Origin of the sequence: Mesorhizobium sp. LjNodule214, from assembly GCF_964252735.1 — a bacterium.
Lineage (GTDB): Bacteria > Pseudomonadota > Alphaproteobacteria > Rhizobiales > Rhizobiaceae > Mesorhizobium.
The window spans coordinates 1,894,423-1,912,819 of sequence record NZ_CAXUPE020000002.1 but is presented as its reverse complement, the minus strand read 5'-3'; the positions used below and the strand labels follow the sequence as shown (position 1 = coordinate 1,912,819).

Annotated in this window: 12 protein-coding genes; 4 read left to right on the top strand and 8 right to left on the bottom strand. The window is 64.0% G+C overall.

What is annotated here, in order from left to right; all coding sequences use genetic code 11:
- Positions 1-69 precede the first annotated feature (69 nt).
- Positions 70-1,116, top strand: coding sequence for an L-glyceraldehyde 3-phosphate reductase (mgrA, locus tag ACSQ3Z_RS23035; protein WP_436173552.1), 1,047 nt, complete (start codon positions 70-72; stop codon positions 1,114-1,116).
- Positions 1,117-1,178: 62 nt separating this feature from the next.
- Here the strand turns inward: mgrA and ACSQ3Z_RS23030 are convergent, their stop codons facing one another.
- Positions 1,179-2,264: a S1 family serine peptidase gene (locus ACSQ3Z_RS23030; protein ID WP_436173551.1), complete on the bottom strand. Its 1,086-nt coding sequence runs from the start codon at positions 2,262-2,264 to the stop codon at positions 1,179-1,181.
- Between the two features lie 391 nt (positions 2,265-2,655).
- Between ACSQ3Z_RS23030 and ACSQ3Z_RS23025 the strand changes: the two genes are divergently transcribed.
- Together ACSQ3Z_RS23025 and ACSQ3Z_RS23020 are read left to right on the top strand one after the other, a co-directional pair.
- Positions 2,656-3,765 (top strand): trypsin-like serine peptidase, encoded by a 1,110-nt coding sequence (locus ACSQ3Z_RS23025; protein ID WP_436173550.1) that lies wholly within the window; start codon positions 2,656-2,658, stop codon positions 3,763-3,765.
- Between the two features lie 167 nt (positions 3,766-3,932).
- Positions 3,933-5,771: an MORN repeat-containing protein gene (locus ACSQ3Z_RS23020; protein WP_436173549.1), complete on the top strand. Its 1,839-nt coding sequence runs from the start codon at positions 3,933-3,935 to the stop codon at positions 5,769-5,771.
- 1 nt (position 5,772) lies between these two features.
- On the opposite strand, the gene amrB is transcribed toward ACSQ3Z_RS23020, so the two are convergent.
- From amrB to ACSQ3Z_RS22995, 5 genes are all read right to left on the bottom strand, one after another.
- Positions 5,773-7,458 (bottom strand): AmmeMemoRadiSam system protein B, encoded by a 1,686-nt coding sequence (amrB, locus tag ACSQ3Z_RS23015; protein ID WP_436173548.1) that lies wholly within the window; start codon positions 7,456-7,458, stop codon positions 5,773-5,775.
- Positions 7,455-10,481 carry a caspase family protein gene (locus ACSQ3Z_RS23010; RefSeq protein ID WP_436173547.1) on the bottom strand — a complete coding sequence of 1,009 codons (3,027 nt, stop codon included), beginning with the start codon at positions 10,479-10,481 and terminating at the stop codon, positions 7,455-7,457. The genes amrB and ACSQ3Z_RS23010 overlap by 4 nt, the downstream gene beginning before the upstream one ends.
- Before the next feature lie 12 nt (positions 10,482-10,493).
- On the bottom strand, positions 10,494-11,213 hold the full coding sequence (locus ACSQ3Z_RS23005; RefSeq protein ID WP_436173546.1) for a DUF4760 domain-containing protein: 720 nt from the start codon (positions 11,211-11,213) through the stop codon (positions 10,494-10,496).
- A complete protein-coding gene (locus ACSQ3Z_RS23000) occupies positions 11,210-11,581 on the bottom strand; it encodes a hypothetical protein (protein ID WP_436173967.1) in 372 nt (123 codons plus the stop codon). The genes ACSQ3Z_RS23005 and ACSQ3Z_RS23000 overlap by 4 nt, the downstream gene beginning before the upstream one ends.
- Positions 11,582-11,696: 115 nt before the next feature.
- Entirely contained in the window at positions 11,697-13,913 is a 2,217-nt protein-coding gene (locus tag ACSQ3Z_RS22995; protein WP_436173545.1) for a caspase family protein, read from the bottom strand.
- A 275-nt stretch (positions 13,914-14,188) separates the two neighbouring features.
- On the opposite strand from ACSQ3Z_RS22995, the gene ACSQ3Z_RS22990 reads away from it, so the two are divergent.
- Entirely contained in the window at positions 14,189-14,593 is a 405-nt protein-coding gene (locus tag ACSQ3Z_RS22990; protein WP_006200431.1) for a Fur family transcriptional regulator, read from the top strand.
- A gap of 97 nt (positions 14,594-14,690) precedes the next feature.
- On the opposite strand, the gene ACSQ3Z_RS22985 is transcribed toward ACSQ3Z_RS22990, so the two are convergent.
- On the bottom strand, positions 14,691-15,320 hold the full coding sequence (locus ACSQ3Z_RS22985) for a LysE family translocator (protein WP_436173544.1): 630 nt from the start codon (positions 15,318-15,320) through the stop codon (positions 14,691-14,693).
- Between the two features lies 1 nt (position 15,321).
- Positions 15,322-18,285, bottom strand: coding sequence for a DNA polymerase I (gene polA, locus ACSQ3Z_RS22980; protein ID WP_436173966.1), 2,964 nt, complete (start codon positions 18,283-18,285; stop codon positions 15,322-15,324).
- Positions 18,286-18,397: the final 112 nt, after the last annotated feature.

Genomic DNA, 18,397 nt, shown 5'->3' with positions numbered 1-18,397 from the left:
GTGGGGCGCAGGGCTCGCTCATCGCACTGCGATGGCTGGCCTGGTCCGTTTCAGATTCGAGGATTCCCCATGCCCTATGTCGCCGCCGAAAACCGCTACGAGAAAATGATCTACAACCGCTGTGGGCGGTCCGGCCTGAAGCTGCCGGCCATCTCGCTCGGGCTGTGGCACAATTTCGGCAACGACACGCCGCACAAGACCAAACAGGCCATCGTGCGCAAGGCCTTTGACCTCGGCATCACGCATTTCGATCTCGCCAACAATTACGGTCCGCCGCCCGGCTCGGCGGAGACCGCCTTCGGTGAAATATTGCGCACCGACTTTGCCGCCTATCGCGACGAGATGATCATCTCGACCAAGGCCGGCTACGAGATGTGGGCAGGCCCCTACGGCGAATGGGGTGGGCGCAAATATGTGCTGGCCAGCCTCGACCAGAGCCTGAAGCGGATGGGACTCGACTATGTCGATATCTTCTATTCGCATCGTTTCGACCCCGATACGCCGCTGGAGGAGACGATGGGTGCGCTCGACCATGCGGTGCGCTCGGGCAAGGCGCTTTATGCCGGCATCTCGTCCTACAATTCTCAGCGCACGCGCGAAGCGGCCGACATACTGAAGCAGCTCGGCACGCCCTGCGTCATCCACCAGCCGAGCTATTCGATGCTCAACCGCTGGGTCGAGGAGGACGGGTTGCTCGACACGCTGGAAGGGCTTGGCGTCGGCTCGATCGTGTTCTCGCCGCTGGCGCAAGGCATGCTGACCGACAAGTATCTCGGTGGCATCCCTGACGGCAGCCGCGCTGCCCAGGGCAAGTCGCTGCGGCCCGCCTTCATCAACGACAAGTCCATCGACAACATCAAGGCGCTGAACGCGATTGCCGGCCGCCGCGGCCAGACGCTGGCGCAGATGGCGCTGGCCTGGGTGCTGCGCAAGGGTCGGGTGACCTCGGCGCTGATCGGCGCCAGCCGGCCGGAGCAGGTCGAGGATTGCGTCGGGGCGTTGAAGGCGCTCGATTTCAGCGATGCCGAACTCGCTGAAATCGATACCTACGCGCGCGAGGCCGACATCAATTTGTGGGCGGCCTCGGCCGAGCGCAAGGGTCCGCCAAGGAAATAGATAAGCCGGCAAAGTATCAAAAACGGCGGGAGGTTCCCGCCGTTTTCATTTGAGGCTTGTTCTCAGGGCTTCTTGGCAGTGCCGGCACCGGCCTTGGGTGCTGCCGGGGCCGCTGCGGGGCCGTTCATCTTCTCCTCGATCCAGCCCGTGTAGTTGGCCAGCCGCGTGTAGATGCCGTAGGCGTTCTTGTGGCCGCAGGCGGCGCTGCCGTCCGCCGGGCCTTCGCCCCAGGAAACGACGCCGACCTGGACCGGACCGTCGGCGCCGGTCATGAACAGCGGGCCGCCGCTGTCGCCGTTGCAGGCGTCGCGTTCGCCGCTGGCGGTGCCGGCGCAGATCATGTTGCCAGTCAAAGGATCGGACATGTCGGCGGCAATGGCATTGGCGGCTGCGTCGATGCCCCTCGCCGAATAGCGCATACGGCGGGCGAGATCGCTGAGCGCCGCTTTCAGGTCGCGCGCATAGATGTCCTTGATGCCGGTGTTACAGGTCGTGTTCGGCTCGAGATCGAGGTCGGCCACCATCAGCGCCGTCGGGAACGTTCCGTCCTGCATCTTGCCCCAGCCGATGACCGTGGTCTTGCCGGACTCGGGCGTTGCCTCGCGGGCGAGTTTGATGGTCGGCGCATCGGCCGCCTCGGCCAGCCGGATCAGGCCGAGGTCACTGTCCATCGTCTGCTCGCTATAGCCTTCGTTGACGATGACCTCCGCCGCCTTGTAGCGCTTGCCTTCGCTGAGTTCGGTGGCTCCGGTCAGCACGGTGATCGCGCTCGCCGAGATCGGCTGGCCATTGTCGACAAGGCAATGTGCTGCCGTCAGAACCCATTGCGGTGCGATCAGGCTGCCGCCACAGAATTGCGCGTCCGGCTGCGAGGCCGGGCTTTCGTCGAGCCTGTCGGTGGTCAGCAGCGCCACCTGGAACGGGTAGGCGCCCTTCTCGGCCTCCTTGCCGCCATAGACGCGATCCGCGCCGTCGGGGTTCTCGGCCATGGCCTTCGCCCGGGCTTCCGCCACGCGCTTCATCGGCGAAACCGCAGCCTCCGGCCGGGCGGTTGCGTCGGCCGCATGAATGGCATTGACCGTCGCGAGCGCTGCCATGCCGGCCAGCAATGCTGCGGCGAACGGCCTGAAGCGATGGATGATGTTCAACTGGACCTCCTGAGACGTGCGTTCCTGGACAGGCCGGCCGGGTACATGATCCGCCACCGGGGAACCGGTTCGACGATCGGTCGTGCGCCAATCCAGATCGGCGCGCGACCGGTCACAAAACCGAACGCCACGTCTGCTAGTCGTGCCCGCGAGCAAAGCCTGCTCAAAACCCTATAGCCCCCCACGGGCTACGTGGAAGCGATTTGTCGTTGCCAATGTTGGAATATTTTAGGCAGTATATCGCGGGGATGTTTTTGGCGGGGGCCTCAATTGACCGCGCGGGGCAATAATCTGGTGTGCGCTACCGAAGCTCGGTTTTGGCGCCACCACGATCTCGACAATATTTCTCTATCTTGATCCAGTCCTTGCTGACTTTTGGGAGAGTCTCACCGTGACAAAACTGACAAACACCATCATTGCGTCCGCATTGCTTTCCACCGCCATGTGGGCGATGCCCGCTTTCGCCGCCGAACCCGGCTCGGCGAATGCCGGCAACGGCGAAAGCATGCGCGATGCGACTTCGGGCGACTACAAACCGGGCCGGGCAAAGCCGATCGTTACGCTGAAACTGACGGAGGACGAGGCCAGCCGCGCCGCGCCGCTCGCCGACGAGGCAACGGCGGTCAAATCCTATGGCATCGTCGGGCGTTCCGCCGACGGCAAGGACATCAAGATCGATGCGAACCAGGCGCTGAAGGACCTGATCATCAAGGAACTGAATGCGCCGGCAGACGGACAGAGATCCGACGCGACGCCGGGTCCGCAGAATACCTCGGATCCTGGCTTGCCGGAAGGCGAGGCCGGCCGTCAGGTCTTCGGCCCCGACGATCGCGAGCAGGTCAAGAACACCAAGACCTATCCGTTCTCGGCTATCGGCTATCTCGAAGCGAAGTCACCGAAGACCGGCAGTTTCGGAAGTTGCTCGGCGACGCTGATCGGCCCGCGCACGGTGCTCACCGGGGCGCACTGCCTCTACAGCCACGAGGATGGTGGTTGGCTCGACGAGTATCTGTTCGTGCCGGGCCTCAACGGCAGCACCGCCGATGATGCGCCGTTCGGCGCCTTCGCCTATGAGAGCGCCTATATCCTCCAGGGCTTCATCGACAATTATCAGGGCTATTACGGTTCGGTTATCCCGTGGGATCTCGGCATCGTCACGCTGAAGCAGGATGTCGGCACCAATCTCGGCTGGCTGGGCTATGCCAATTATGACGATCTCGGCGACTTCACCGCCAACATCGTCGGCTATCCCGGCGACAAGCCGATGGGCACGATGTGGAAGGCAAGCTGCGAAGTGCATGTCGAAAACATCGGTACCGAGTATTTCCAGTATGATTGCGACACGTTTCCGGGGTCGAGCGGAAGCTCGGTCTATGCCTATGACAGCGGCGCAAAGCAGCGTGTCATCACCGGCGTGAACGTGGCCGAAAGCCCGGATGCGAACACCGCCGTGCGCCTGAATGCCGCCAACGTGCAATGGATCAACAGCCTCTACAAATAAGCCCCTCCGGTCCGCCACGAAACACCGGTGAGATCCATTGGAAGACAGGCGATGGGAGCGATCCCGTCGCCGGCCTTTTCGTACGGGCAAATGGCGCATTGGGTGCGGGCTGCTTACTTGCGCCGCCTTGCGTGGCCGATTACGCTAGGCCATCCAAGGGGTTGGGGATGGCGCGGGCAGGGACGATCTTCGGGATCAAGGTGATTGCGGCCGCTTCGATGCTGGCCGTGCTGACGGGCTCGGCCGCCTTTGCCGATAGCGCCGGTGCGCCGCAGGCCGGCGCCTGGGCGGAGCGCGTGCAGATCCTCTACCAGAGCAACACGCGTTCGGTGCTGCGCAGGAGCGTGCGTGTCTGGGATTTCAATCCGGAAAGGAACCTCGACTTCGTCTGGGAGCCGGCGGCGGGCCAGTCGCCCGACCGGACGATCGCCGAGGACGGCACAGTCAGCGGCACGGGCAGGCTGACCTGGCGGGTGCGCGGCTCGGCGAGCTACGATCCCAAGACCGTCTATTCGAGCTATTTTGGCGAGATCAGCAATGGCCGACCCGACGGGCAAGGCCGGCTGGAACTGCGCTCGGGCGATGTGCTCGAGGGCCGCTGGGTTGCCGGCAAGCTCGACGGCCAGGGCATCCATATCGATGCCGACGGCAACCGCTATGAGGGCGCGTTCGCCGCCGGCGTGCCGAACGGCCACGGACGCCTGCTGTCCGCCACCGGCGAGATCTTTGCCGGCATGTTTGTCGACGGCTTGAAGAACGGCAAGGGCCGCACGCGATTGCCGGGCGGCACCGTCTATGCCTCCGACTGGGTCATGGGCAAGGAGACAGGCGGCGCGCGCCCCGACACGCTGGCCGACGCCAGGGTGGGCGGGCTGCTCAAGGCGCAGGCCGGCGATGGAGCCGCCGACAAGGTCGAGATCGGCGTCGCCGTCGACCAACGTATGACCCAGCAGGCCGACATGCAGTACCAGCACCTGGTGCGCGACGAAGACATCGCGGTCTATCCGGTGTCGGATGAATACAACGACGCCTGGAACGGTACCGGGCAGATCCGCACCGGCAATGTCTATGAGGGCATGGACTGGGAGCAGGCACCGGCCTTTGCCGAGGTCGATCTCAAGACGATCGACCAGTCCAAGGTCAAGCTCGACAGTCTCGAAATGAAGGTCGCCGCCAGCGAGGCCTACCGCAAACCGATGTTGTCGATCAGCGAGCATTTTGGCTGCGTCGGCTTCCGGCCGGATTTCTCGATCGTCAACAATGGCTGGGGCGACGTGAAGGGCATGAAGATGTCGATCCAGTTCACCAGGCTCGACGAAAAGTACAACCCGACCGGCGAGCCGAGCCGCGTGTTCACCAAGGACATCGGCGATTTCGCCGACGGAGCCGACGTTTCGATCAAGAGCGTTCTTGGCGAGGCCGGCGTCGACACCGCCAGCCTTGAGACGGGGCGGTTCCCGTGTCCATCGGTGGATGGTCTCAATGTCTGCCGCGCCCAGCTCACCAACAAGATCGGGTTCGGCGAGGCGCTGGACTACCTCGGCACTTTCAATCAGGCGGTGACGCTGAACGCGATCGGCAAGTTCGATTATTCCTGGTCGGACGACCAGGGCAACGCCGTCCAGCAGAGCGAGGCGTTTCGCACGTCCATGACCATGGCGGTGTTCGAAGTTCCCGAATCGATGGCGGAATGCGGCGACGGCGGCGGCGGCTCGCCGGAAGCCATGCGCTACCAGAACGTAGAATTTCCGATCGGCAAGCACGACTACACCATTGCCATGCCGATGCGCGGCAACAAGAAGCTGAGTTCCTATACGGCGCGGCTGAAGATGTGGTCGGCGATGTCGTCGATCCACAGGTTCAGCATCGCAGCGCACTTCGCCGACGGCTCGACGCGCGAGAGCAAGCCGGTGACATTCTTCTATTTCCGGCCGAAGGAATCGCTGTTCGAAACCAGGACCGCGCCGGCGGCCTGCTATCTGCCTGCCGATATGCAGGGATGCTGAGTCATTTCCGCCCCATTTCAAAGTAGTTCGGCAGCGGAATGAGCCTGGGAAAGATCGTGCCCTGTCCGAAGACACGCAGTTCCAGCATCGAACCTGACGACCGCTCTGCCCTCTGGTCGAACAGGAAATTGCCGAGCGAATAGACCTCAGCGACATCGCCGCCGGCAAGCGGCACGAGCGCCTCGCTCGACACATGCGGGTGGCTGCCGACGATGGCCGAGACGCCTCTTAGCCGCATCTGGTCGGCGAGCAGTTCCTCGCGCGCGGACGGCTCCGTCTTGTACTCGCGGCCCCAGTGAACGAAGGCGACCAGCGGACGGCTGGCGTTCGTGCTGACCAGGCTGTCGACCAGGGCGGGGGTCAACAGGTCGGTGTTCTTCGAGCCATTCGTGTCGATGTCGGTCAGGCCGACAAGGTCGAGATCGGTCAGCGCCAGCGCCTCGCCCTGGCCGAAATGAGGGATGCCGGCGGCGTCCAGCGCGCGCCGTGTCTCGGCATAGCCCGATGGTCCGAGATCATAGGCATGGTTGTTGGCGAGGCTGACGCCGGCAACGTGCAGTCGCTTCAGCATGTCGATGGCAAGATCGGCGGGCATCGCCAGCGTCATGTCGTCGATGGCTTCCGGCACATTGGGCAGGACGACGCCCTCGAGGTTGACGATCAGCGGCCGCGATCCGGTCAAGGCGAGCACGTTGTCCACGATGCGGTCGGCGACGCCCTCGCGCAGCAGCACCTTCTTCATGGCGCGGCCGAAATTCACATCGCCGGCAAAATAATAGATCCTGTCCTTTGTCCGGACCGGATTGTTGAAGCCGGGTCCGAAGGCGCCGAACAGGGCGACGATGTAGCTGGTCGTCCGGTCGACGTAGTCGGTCGTCGTTTCCTGCGAATTCTCGTTGGCGACGACCAGTGGCGCGGCACCGAACAAGGCACGTTGCAGCTTGGTCTGGACATAGAGCGCGCCGACCGAGTCGGCGTGGTCGGGCTGGCGCAGCGCCGCGATACCGTCGAGCGATCCGGCAGCCAGGACATTCAACGTCTGCTGGTCGAAGCGCCGCGCATCGTGCTGCGGCAGATAGTGCGAGAAGTCGGTCGACTCGACGATCAGCGTGTCATCGCCGACGACGGTTTTCAGGGCTTCGGCCAGCCTGTCCCAGTCACTTCTGCGCGCCTTGACCGACATCGCGACCGGCACGATTTTCGCTTCAGGAAAATAGTGACGCAGAAAGGGCAGCATGGCCATCACGCCATGCTCTTTCGCGAACAGGCAGGACTCCTCGACCATGTCGCCATTCGCCTCCAGCCGCTGGGCCGCCTCGGTGTCGATCGCCACTGATCCAAGCACGGTGTCGAAGCCGCGCGTCGTCGTGGCAAACAGCTTGTGGGTCTTGTGAAAATGGTCGGGCGACAGGATGACGATACGCTTGTAGCGAAAGCCTGACGCGGCGCGAAAACCGAGCGCGACGAGATCGGCCATCAGCAGATGATGCGGCACGGTGATGCCGGTCAGCCGCTGGTTCGAAGGTTCGACGTCGGCGACCTCGGCGATGGCGTCGCGAAACAGGGTTGCATCGTCGTAGAAGGACGGGAAGTTAGCGTTGCCGGGCGGGCAGGGGACGGGCTGCGCACGTACAGCGCCGACCACGGTCAGCAACAGGACAGCAATCCCCAGCAGGCGCATACTCATGGCCCGACTAGCACGATGTTCTCGACGCCGCCGACATAGTAAAACGGCTTCTGCCGCGACGCGGTCAGCCGCACGACCTCGCGGGACACGAAGTCGGCGAGGCCGAACAGCGTCACGCCGCTGTCGGACGTTCTGGCCTGGCCGCGCAGGCCTGCGAGGATCGAATAGGTGAAGACACCATGGCCGAGCTCGGGCAGTTCGGCGGCGGTGTTGTTGGCGGCGGTGGCCGAGAAGACGACGATGCGTGCGTCCTGCGCGTCCTTTTCCAGGCGCGGGTTGAAGGCGTTGGCGGCGTGGCAGGTGTCGAGCAACATGAAGCGCATGCCCTTGGCCCGTTCGACCGATTTCTGGATGTCCGCCCAATCGACGAGCGAGGAGCGCTTCCAGCGCTCGGCGTCCTGTTTGCGGCCATCGGTGGGGATGAAATAATAGTCCTCGTCGATGTTGATGCCGTGGCCGGCGACAAAGACGATGGTGGTGTCGTTCTCGCCGGGCCTGTCGAGGAAGTCAGCGAGCTGGTCGTCGATTGTGTCGGCGTCGGGTTCCAGAATCTGGTCGGCGCTGGCGACCCGGTAGACGCCATCGGCACTGTCGGGCGCCTCGTCGAGGGCTTCGCGGTTGACCAGCACCAGCGTTTCCATGGACGAGAACAGCGGCGCCGATTTCTGCGCGATCACCTTGAGGAATTCCGTTGCATCGTCGACCGGGTAGCGCAGGTCGCAGGCGCGGCCGCCGCAGGCGTCGGTGAGGAAAGGATATTTGTCGACGCCGATGACGGCGACATAGAGCTTGCCCTTGTTTGCTTTCTTTTCGGCCTTCCTGGCCAGCGCCGTTACGCTGCGCTCGGTCAGATAGCCGAATTCATTGGTGCCGGTGATGCGGATGGTGTTTTCGCCGTTCTCGACCGGCACCTCGACAATGGTGCTCTTGCCGCCATCGACCGAGCGCGTGGTGACGTCGCCGACATTGCGGCTGTTCGACAGGATCGAGAAGCCGGCGATTTCGGCGCCTGCCTCGCCGGCGCCGATGATCTCGACGGCGACGTAGCCGTCGCGGACATTGCCCTGGTCGGCGGCGACACGGATGCCGAACTCCGGTGGCTTGCGCCGCAGCAGCTTCTCCAGCTCGCGGTCGACGCCCGGCCGCATCTCTTCCACCGCCTGTTCGGCGCTGCGCAGGATGATGGCGCGGCGCACCATCTCGGGGCTCCAGAGATATTTCTTCAGCTGGCCGGCGCTGATGAAGCGGCCTTCATGGTCGCGGCCCTGGTTGACCTGCCAGCCGATCAGTCTGTCGCCGTCGCCGGAGGAATAGTAGTAGCCCTGCGGCATCCAGACGATCCATTCGGAGCCGGCAAAGAACATCGAGACGATCAGCCTGTGCGTCTTCAGGTTCCATAGACGCAAGGTCTGGTCGGCGCTGCCGGTGACCAGCAGGCCAGCGTCCTTCGAGACAGCCATGGCATTGATCTCGCCGGTATGCCCAGTGAATTCGCCTGACACACGCGCGGTGGTGGTCTTGTACTCTAGCAAGGTGCCGTCATTGCCGCCGGTGATCAGGCCAAGCCCTTGGTCGATGAGGGTGTAGGCCGAATGGACAAAGCCGTTGGTAGCGTCGTTTTCGATCGTGCGCGCCACCTTGCCGGCACGGGCGATCTCCAGCGCGGCATTTTCCAAATCGTTCTTGCCGCCCGGTGCGGCGTTCAGCGACCATTGGCCATCGGTCAAAGCGGCGCGGGTATAGTTTCCGGGATCCGTCAGCGCTTGCGGGTCATCGAAGAAGCGCTCCGCAGTCGGCAAGGCCAGTGCCTTGTTGAGCGCGCCACCAAGCTCGGGACAGGAGACGCGCTCGGGGCAGGGATTGGCATTGCCCCAGGCAATGACGCCGTCAGCAGTGTCGATGCCGACCGCCGTCACCGGCTCGCCGACGCCTTGCAACAACGCCTTGCGCTCACCGGTCACCGGGTCCCAGACCTGGATGGCGTTGCGGCTGCCGCCGGCGGTCGCCACCAGCGAGCCGTCGGCATTGGCCGTGCTGGCAAAGACGGTGCCGTCGTGGCCGCCGTAGTGGAGCATCTCCATGCTTGTCTCGGCGTTCCAGACAATCGAGCGGTGCTTGTCGGTGCAGCGGTAGCCGCAAGAGGCGACCAGAAGCGATCCCGAAGCGAAGGTCAGCGAGCCGATCTGGAAATCCTGCTTCGGCATGGCGCGGACAAATTTTCCGTCGCTTGCCTGCCAGAGCTGGACCAGCCCGTCCTTGCCGCCAGTGGCGAACAGGCTGCCATCCAGCGACACGGCAAGCGCTGTGACACTGGTTTCCCTGAGCGGCTCGGCCTGGCTGGGAAGGGCGATCTCTTCGGCCTTCGCCACATCCCAGAGCCGGATGCCGTTGTCCGTGGTGACCGCGGCAATGCGCGTTCCTGAGTCAGCGAAGGCGAGCTTGTCGATATGCCAGGAATCGGCGTCGAGCTTCTCGCCCAGCGTCCAACCGGTCGCGGACTTGTCGTCCAGCCGCCACAGATAGACGAACCCATCGGCGCCGCCGGCTGCCAGGGTGTTGCCATCCGGGGAGAAGGCGATGTCGTAGATCGCGTAGTCCGCGGCCTTGAGTGCGGCCTTCATCTTGCCGGTGGAGATTTCGAACAGCCTGATGTCGCCGTAAGGTGGCTTGTCGCCGAGGCTGGCGCCGAAATAACCGCCGGCGGCGATCGTCTTGCCATCGGGTGAAACTGCGACCGCGAAGACCTTGCCGTCGCTGCCCTGGCCGAGATAGCCGCGGATGGTGCGCAGCGTTACCCCGCTCTGCCAGTCCCAGATGCGAATGGTCTTGTCGTTCGAGGCTGAAACCAGCACCTGGCCATCCGGCGTGAGGGCAAGGTCGGTGACTTGGGCACTATGGCCGCCGGTGTTGAGGTCGAGATGGAAATCCAGCGCCTCCTCTGCCCGGACGATAGATGCCAGGGCCAGGGCGCCGGCCAGCGTCAACCAGCGGAGGGCACGCAAGAGCAATGAGCGGCCCGGCATGATGTCCCGCCGCTATTGAGCCGGAGCCGAAGGCGGCTGCCCAAGGCGTACATAGGTCTCGATCGGCAAGGCGAAGGTAGAAGAGCCCGCCTTGCGCTGCTTGTCTGCATAGCCGGCAAAGTAGCTCCAGAAGGAAACGGCATAGTCGCGGAAATAGGCGTCGGCCACCTTTTGCGAACAGAGCTTGCCTTCGACGCAGAAGGACAGGCGGTTGAGGAAATAGACGATGCGGTCGAAGTGATCGCTGAAGTCGGCCAGCAGCATGTCGCCGCCTTCCGCCGTCATCGCCTCGATGCCGATGCGCTGCCTGAACACCTGTTCCTCGGTCGGCGTCGGATTGGCGCTGAGCAGTTTGTCATATTTGGCGTTGAGCGCCGCCAGGCGGTCCTTCAGGGCGCGCTGGGCCTGCTGGTAGTCCTTGGTCTCCCAAAGCTCGACGAGCGCCATCGTCTGCTCGACGCGCTTCTGGTCTTGGCTGGCCAGGAACTGGTAGATCGAGAACATCAGCGTGAAGATGATCGCCAGGCGCACCAGCAATCCAGACCAGGCATAGACGAGCATGCGCCAGTCGCGATCGGTGAAGGGGTTCGCCTCCTTCTTGATCTCGTGACTGCTCGGCCACGGGAAACCCTCTGTCGTCTCGGGCAGCGTGGCCGCCTTCCCGGCTGCTGCCGGCGGCGGCGCCGGTGCTGGTGCCATCTGCTGTGTCGTCTTGCCCCCCGGCCTTTTCATCGGCAGCTGTCCAGGTCGATGGTGGCGGACGGGTCGAGCACAATGCCCGGCGCCTCGAGCTTTTCCTTCAGACAGTCGAGCTGCAGGTGCGAAATCAGGAATTGCACGTCCGGCTCGGCGGGCCCCTTGTTCGGCGACGGCAAGGCCTCGACCACACCGCGCGAGCCGCAGTTCGAGAGATCGACGACTATGGCTTCGCTGCTTGTTCGGGCGAACTGGTCGTACTGGTCGAGGAAGCAGCCTGCCAGCTCGGAATTGGTGACGATCTGCTTGGCACACAGGCCACAGGCCTCGTCCGCCGAGGCTTGGCCAAGCAGAAGTCCGGCAATTGAAAGCCCGGCTACCGCGCCACGCCAGGAAAGCATCATGATATTCACGAACGTCCTCATCCTTTTCGTCCGGCCGCGCCAGAATGTTCACATACCAGGCCGGCCGCAAGAGGCCAGCCAATGATGCCAGCCATAGCCTTGCGGCGGCGACCGTTCAGGAGCGCGGCATAGTCTCCATCGGGAAGATCATCACCGCGCCCTTCGGCCCGCTCTTGTCGCCAAGTTTCATCACCGAGCGTGTCGCCGGCGCCATGCCGATGTCGGTCAGCAAGTCGGAAAAGCCCGACCCGCGGACCGCGCGCGTCGCCGAGGGAACGCCGTCCTGCGCCAGGAAGGCCAGATCCTCCTTCTCGCTCTGCGGCGGCGCTTCGGTCAGCACCGCGATCATCCGCTCCATACCGAAGCTGGTGTCGGTGAAGGCAAGCAGGCCTTCCTTCAGCCCGGCATCGGGCGAGCCATTGGCGGGCGCCAGCCGCTCGGCGACGATATGGGTGATCGAATAGTCGCTGCCGACATAGAGCACGTTGATGTCGACATATTTGTCGGAATCGTTCCTGGCCTTGATATGCACCTCGTCGCCGGGCGAAACGCGCGGCACCGTCGAGGCCTGCAGCGGCTCCAGCGCGTCGCTGCCCTGGCGTTTGATCTCGAATTCGACGCTGACTTCTTCCGGCCGGTAGTCGGAAGCGGCCGCCAGCCGCGACAGCCCGGTGGCGCGGAAGATCGTCGTCAGGTTCTTTGCCGTCGCCTCAGCCAGCTTTGCCTGCTCGTCCGGATGGATGATGATCAGCGGCGGCCTGGCGCCATCCGTCAGCGTCACGTCGCCGGAAGCCGGCAGGAACCACAGAGCCGGCTTGTCGCTGGCATCGGCCGCAGCCCCGGCAATGGCATTCTCGCGCAGCACGGCCAGCCTCAGATCGGCACTCTTGCCTGGCTCGACCAACTCGACATGGAAGCCCGATTTCTTCCGGGCCGCCAGTTCGTCGAGGACCGAATTGACCAGCGCGGTCTCCTTGTCGAGTCCTCCCGTCGCGGCGGGCCGCGCCACCACCAGCCTGTAGTCGACGGCGAGTTCGGCGAGGCGCGCATAGGCATTGGCGGGGATATCGGCCAGCTTCAGCGCCGGCTTGCCGTCGAACTCGACCGGCTTGATGCGGCTCTCAAGGTTCCTTGCCGACTGCACCTCGACATAGCCGAGCGCGTCGGAAAGCTGCGACAGCGCTGAAGGCAGGATGGCGAGCTTGCTGCCGGGGCTCAGGCGCTGCAGCAGCCCGGCCCCGATCGTCGCCGCATCGTCCTTGACCACCAGAGGCCACTGCATGACGGCGTCGGTCTTGTCCGTGCCGAAGACGCGGGCGTCGAGCTCGCCTTCGAACAGCGGTGTCGGCCGGGTGCGGCCGTCGGCCGAATACTGCTGCAGCACGGCCTGGCCGAGCTGGCGGTAGGTGACGTTGGGGTTCTCCGCCAGCTTGGACAGGATGGTGAAGGTGAACAGCCCGAAGCGCGGTGCATCCGCGGTGCCCTTGGGTAGCGGCATCTCCGGCGTCGTCTCGACGGTTTGCGCGGCATAGAAGGCGACCAGCTTGCCCTTGGTGATCGCCTCGCCGCCGGTCGGCGTCAGATTGAAGGCGGGCTTGCGCTGGCCGTTCTCGTCCAGACCGCGCGAGGCGCTCGCGGTGATCTCGTCATAGAACTTCACGGCCGCCGTCCTTTCGGCCTCGCCGCCGCCGACGAGATCGGCGAACTCGACCTTGCGTTCCAGCTCATCATCGACTTCGGCGGCCCGCGTTGCCGTGCCGGAATGGCAGCAGTCGAAGACCACCCAGACGAAGGCGCCCTTGTCGCGGATGGCGTCGAGTGCCGTGCCGATCTCGTTGTCGATCAGCGCATTGGGCACGCCGGCATCGCGGTTGACCCATTTGTCGATGTCGACGGGAAGGAAGATCTCGTCGAGGCCGTCGGTCTCGTTGCCCTTCTTCGCCTCGGGCTGCTGGGCGCCGTGGCCGGACAGGTGCAAATAGACGAAGTCGTCACGCTGCACCCTGGCGGCAAGGTCGGCAAGCGCAGCCTTGATCGCCGCATGTGTCGGCAGACCATTGGCGCCTTCGACATCCTTGCCCAGCAGCGTGATGTTTTCCGGGGCGAACGTCACCGGAGCGGGGGTGTTCTTCAACAGATAGTCGCGCACCAGGCCGGCATCGTTCTTCGGCCCGATCAGCCAGTGCTTCCTCGGCAGGTTTGGATAGTCGGTACAAGCGACCAGCAGCGCATGGTAGGTGCGCCCGGCGGCAAGGGCGCGGAACGACAGCGTGCCGGCAAGTGTCAACGCGGACGCGCCGACAAGCAGCGTCCTGCGTGTCAAGCTGATCATGAATGCTTCCCCAAGCCCGATCGAATTTCCAAGCGCGGCAATCCTCGTCGAGGATCTTGTCAGTATTTTGAATGCGGTCAGGGCAGTCAACCCGCAACCGCGAGTGGAGCGGACTCGGCCATGCCGTGCAGACAGGCGACCCGGCAATCTTGGAGCTAATGCAGATGACGGAAACAGTGGCAAAAAGGCCGGTTCGTCGCTATTTCAGTGTGACTGAAGCCGCTCGCATTCACCAATGACGTGCGGGCGGCGTGAAAATGATTGGAAGCAGGATCATGGCGGCAAGGGATGTGCTGACGAAAAACCAGCTATGCGTGCTCGAAAAACTCGAGGCCGCCAGCGGGCCGCTCAGCGCCTATACGCTGCTCGACCAGCTTCGCGAGCGCGGTTTTCGCGCGCCGCTGCAGGTCTACCGCGCGCTCGATACGCTGGTGAAGTCTGGCTTCGTGCACAGGCTGGAAAGCCTCAATTCCTTCGTCGCCTGCGCCGAGCCGCATGACCACAGCCATTCAATGACCGCCTTCGCCATCTGCGACACCTGCGGCCAGGTGACGGAAATGTCTGACCACGATGTCGATCATCGGCTTGACGAGTGGGTGCGCTCGACCGGCTTCGCCGCCAAGAAGGCGGTGATCGAGTTTCGTGGGACGTGTGCGAAGTGCCTGGCAGAGGCCGCTTAGAGCGGTTCAGCCTTTGATAGAATCGCCGGCCCGCTCTAAGTACTTGTTTTACGCAATTCCGGACGGAAAACCGCTACGCACTTTTCCTGGAATTGCTCTAACGGGCGGTCGACCAGGCGAACCAGAATGCCACCAGCGCCAGCAGTGCGGAAAGCAGCCGTCGGCTGAAACGCTCCCGTCGGGGGTCGTTGAGGAACGGCTCCAGCGATCCCGCCAGCGCGACAATCATTCCATGTATTCCAGTTGCAATAGCCACATAGACCGCGGTGAGCAGGACAGTCTGGGCGAGGATAGGCCGTCCGGCGTCGACAAAGGTCGGCAGCAAGGCGACATAGAAGATGGCCGCCTTGGGATTGAGAAGGTTGGTGACGAGCCCGCGCATGAAGTATCTGCCATGCGCGCCGCCACCAGCTGAAACCACGTCTGTCCCGGCGGTCCAGCCTTCCCAGGCAAGGTAGAGCAGAAACAACACTCCAGCCCAGCGAAGCCCTTCATAAAGGAACCGGGACGCCTGGATCAGTTCGGCGACGCCGAAGGCCGCAATCCCGCCGATGGCGGCAAGGCCCAAGGCGATGCCCGCGACCGTCGCGAAACCGGCGCGGCGGCCGTCGCTGGCGGAAACCAGCGCCAGATAGGTCATGTTCGGTCCGGGCGTCAATTCAATCAGCAGGCATGCGAACGCAAAGGAAAGCAACATGCCCGTCGAAAGCGGCAGGACGCCGCTCACCTCAATGCGCCTCGTCCCAGTTGTTGGCGGCCCGCGCATCGACATGCAATGGCACCGACATCGATACCGCCGGCATCGGCGCGTTCTCCATCACCCGGCGCACGACCGGGATCGTCGCCTCGACTTCCGCCTCCACCGTTTCGAAGATCAACTCGTCATGCACCTGCAGCAGCATGCGGGCGGAAAGCCCGGCCTTCTCCAGCGCCTCGTCCATATGTACCATGGCGCGGCGGATGATGTCGGCGGCGGTGCCTTGCAGCCTGGCGTTGATCGAGGCGCGCTCGTTGAAGGCGCGGATCGAGGGGTTCGACGATCGTATCTCCGGATAGTGGATGCGGCGGCCGAAGATGGTTTCGACGAAGCCATGTTCGCGGGCATAGGCCTTGGTCGCCTCGATATAGTCGCGGATGCCGGGGAAGCGCTCGAAATACTTCTTGATGTAGGCGCCGGCCTCCTCGCGAGGGATCGACAGCTGGTTGGCAAGGCCGAAGGCCGAGATGCCGTAGATGATGCCGAAATTGATCGCCTTGGCGCGGCGGCGCACTTCCGAAGGCATGCCTTCCACCGGCACGTTGAACATTTCCGAGGCGGTGATGGCGTGGATGTCGGCGCCGTCGGCGAAGGCCTGCGTCAGCTGCGGGATTTCGGCGACATGGGCAAGCACGCGCAATTCGATCTGGCTGTAGTCGGCCGAAACCAGCTTGTGCCCCTTGTCGGCGATGAAGGCGGTCCTGATCTTGCGCCCCTCGGCGGTGCGCACCGGGATGTTCTGCAGATTGGGATCGGATGAGGACAGCCGGCCGGTCGTCGTCGCGGCCAGCGCGTATGAGGTGTGCACGCGCTTTGTATCGGGGTGGATGAAGCCAGGCAGTGCGTCGGTGTAGGTCGATTTCAGCTTGGTAAGCTGGCGCCAGTCGACGATCTTGCGCGGCAGTTCGTGGCCTTCGGCGGCGAGGTCTTCAAGCAACTGAGCCGAGGTCGACCATTGGCCGGTCTTGGTCTTCGAGCCGCCCGGCAGGCCCATGCGGCCGAACAATATGTCGCCCAGCTGTTTCGGCGAGCCGATATTGATGCGCTCGCCGACGAGGCCGTAGATTTCCTCTTCCAGCCGGGCAGCGCCCTGCGCCAGCTCGCCGGAGAGCCGCGACAGGATCTGGCGGTCGACCGAGATGCCGCGCTGTTCCATCCTGGCCAATACCGGCACCAGCGGCCGCTCCAGACGCTCATAGACCGAGACCAGCCCCTTGGCGGCCAGACGCGGCTTCAGCACCTGCCACAGCCTCAACGCTACATCGGCATGGCCGGAGGCGTAGGCGGTCGCCCTGTCGATGTCGACCTGCTCGAAACCGACCGAGCTTCTTCCGGAGCCTGCGAGATCCTTGAGCGGGGTCGTGGCATGGCCGAGCCATTTGTCGGAAAGAGCTGACAAGGTGTGGTGGCCGGTGCCGGCGTCGAGCACATAGGAGATCAGCATGGTGTCGTCGAAAGGCGCGACGTCGACGCCATGGCGGCTCATGACGACGATGTCGTATTTCACGTCCTGGACGATCTTAAGGACCGATCTGTCCTCCAGCAGGGGTTTTAGCAGCGCAAGCGCCTCACGGATGGGGACCTGGTTCTCCAGCAATCCGCCGCCGAGCAGGTCGCCGGCGCCGCTCTTGTGGGCAAGCGGCACATAGGCGGCGCGGCCGGGCGCAATCGCCATCGAAAAACCGATGAGATCGGCGAGCATCGGGTCGGATGAGGTTGTCTCGGTGTCGAAGGCAACGACTCCGGTCTCTCTCGCCTCAGCCAGCCAGGCCTTCAGCGTTGTCGTGTCGCGGATCGCGACATAGGCGCCGGCGTCGATCCTGGCAGCGGAAGCCGCTTCGAGGCGGAGGGCGGCAAGCAGGGAAGGGGTGTCGCCTGCCTTGGCCGCTTCCGCCTTGGCTGCAGCCGGCGCTGCTCCGGCTTCGTTCGTCCCGGCGCCCGCCGCGCTTGGGGCTGCTGCCGGTGCGCCGGCGCCGACATCGGGACCATGCGCGGTGTCGGCGCGCTCGACCGTGACGGCAACGGCCTGGACATCGCCGGCCTCGGTGCCGGTCGCTTCCGCAACGCGGCGGGTCAGCGAGGAAAATTCCATGGTCTTGAGGAAGCCGATCAGCTTCGGCCCGTCCGGTGCGTGCAGCACGAAGTCGTCGAGCCCATCAGCGACCGGCACGTCGTTCTTCAGCGTCACCAGCTGGCGCGAAATGCGCGCCTTGTCGGCGTTGGCGATGATCGATTCCCGCCTCTTGTCCTGCTTGATCTCGCCGGCGCGCTCAAGCAGCCCGTCGAGGTCGCCGAACTGTTCCAGCAATTGCGCCGCCGTCTTCGGCCCGATACCGGGCACGCCCGGCACATTGTCGACCGAGTCGCCGGTCAGCGCCTGCAGATCGATCATCTTTTCCGGCGGCACGCCCCATTTCTCGATCACCTCGGGAATGCCGATCTGGCGGTCCTTCATCGGGTCGTACATGCCGACCGTGTCGCCGACCAACTGCATCAGGTCCTTGTCGGAGGAGATGATCGTGGTGTCGCCGCCGGCCTCACAGGCAAGCTTGCAATAGGTGGCGATCAGGTCGTCGGCCTCAAAACCTTCCATCTCGATGCAAGGCAGGTTGAAGGCCTTGGTCGCCTGGCGAATGAGGCCGAATTGCGGGATCAGGTCTTCTGGCGGAGCCGAGCGGTTGGCCTTGTATTCGGGATAGAGTTCATTGCGGAAGGTCTTCGACGAATAGTCGAAGATCACGGCGAAATGCGTCGGCACCAGACCGACATCGGTGTTGCGGGCGTCCTGCATCAGCTTCCACAGCATGTTGCAGAAGCCGGAAACGGCGCCGACAGGCAGACCGTCGGATTTGCGGGTCAGCGGCGGCAGCGCGTGATAGGCGCGAAAAATGTAGCCGGAGCCGTCGATAAGGAAGAGATGATCGCCTTTTTTCATGCCGGCAGGGATAGCGCGGCGCGGCGCTACGGTCCATGCCAAAGACGGCTTCCGTCAACGGTTCCGGCAATACCCTGACAGAACCCGGCGCTGATGGGCCGGCCGCTCACGG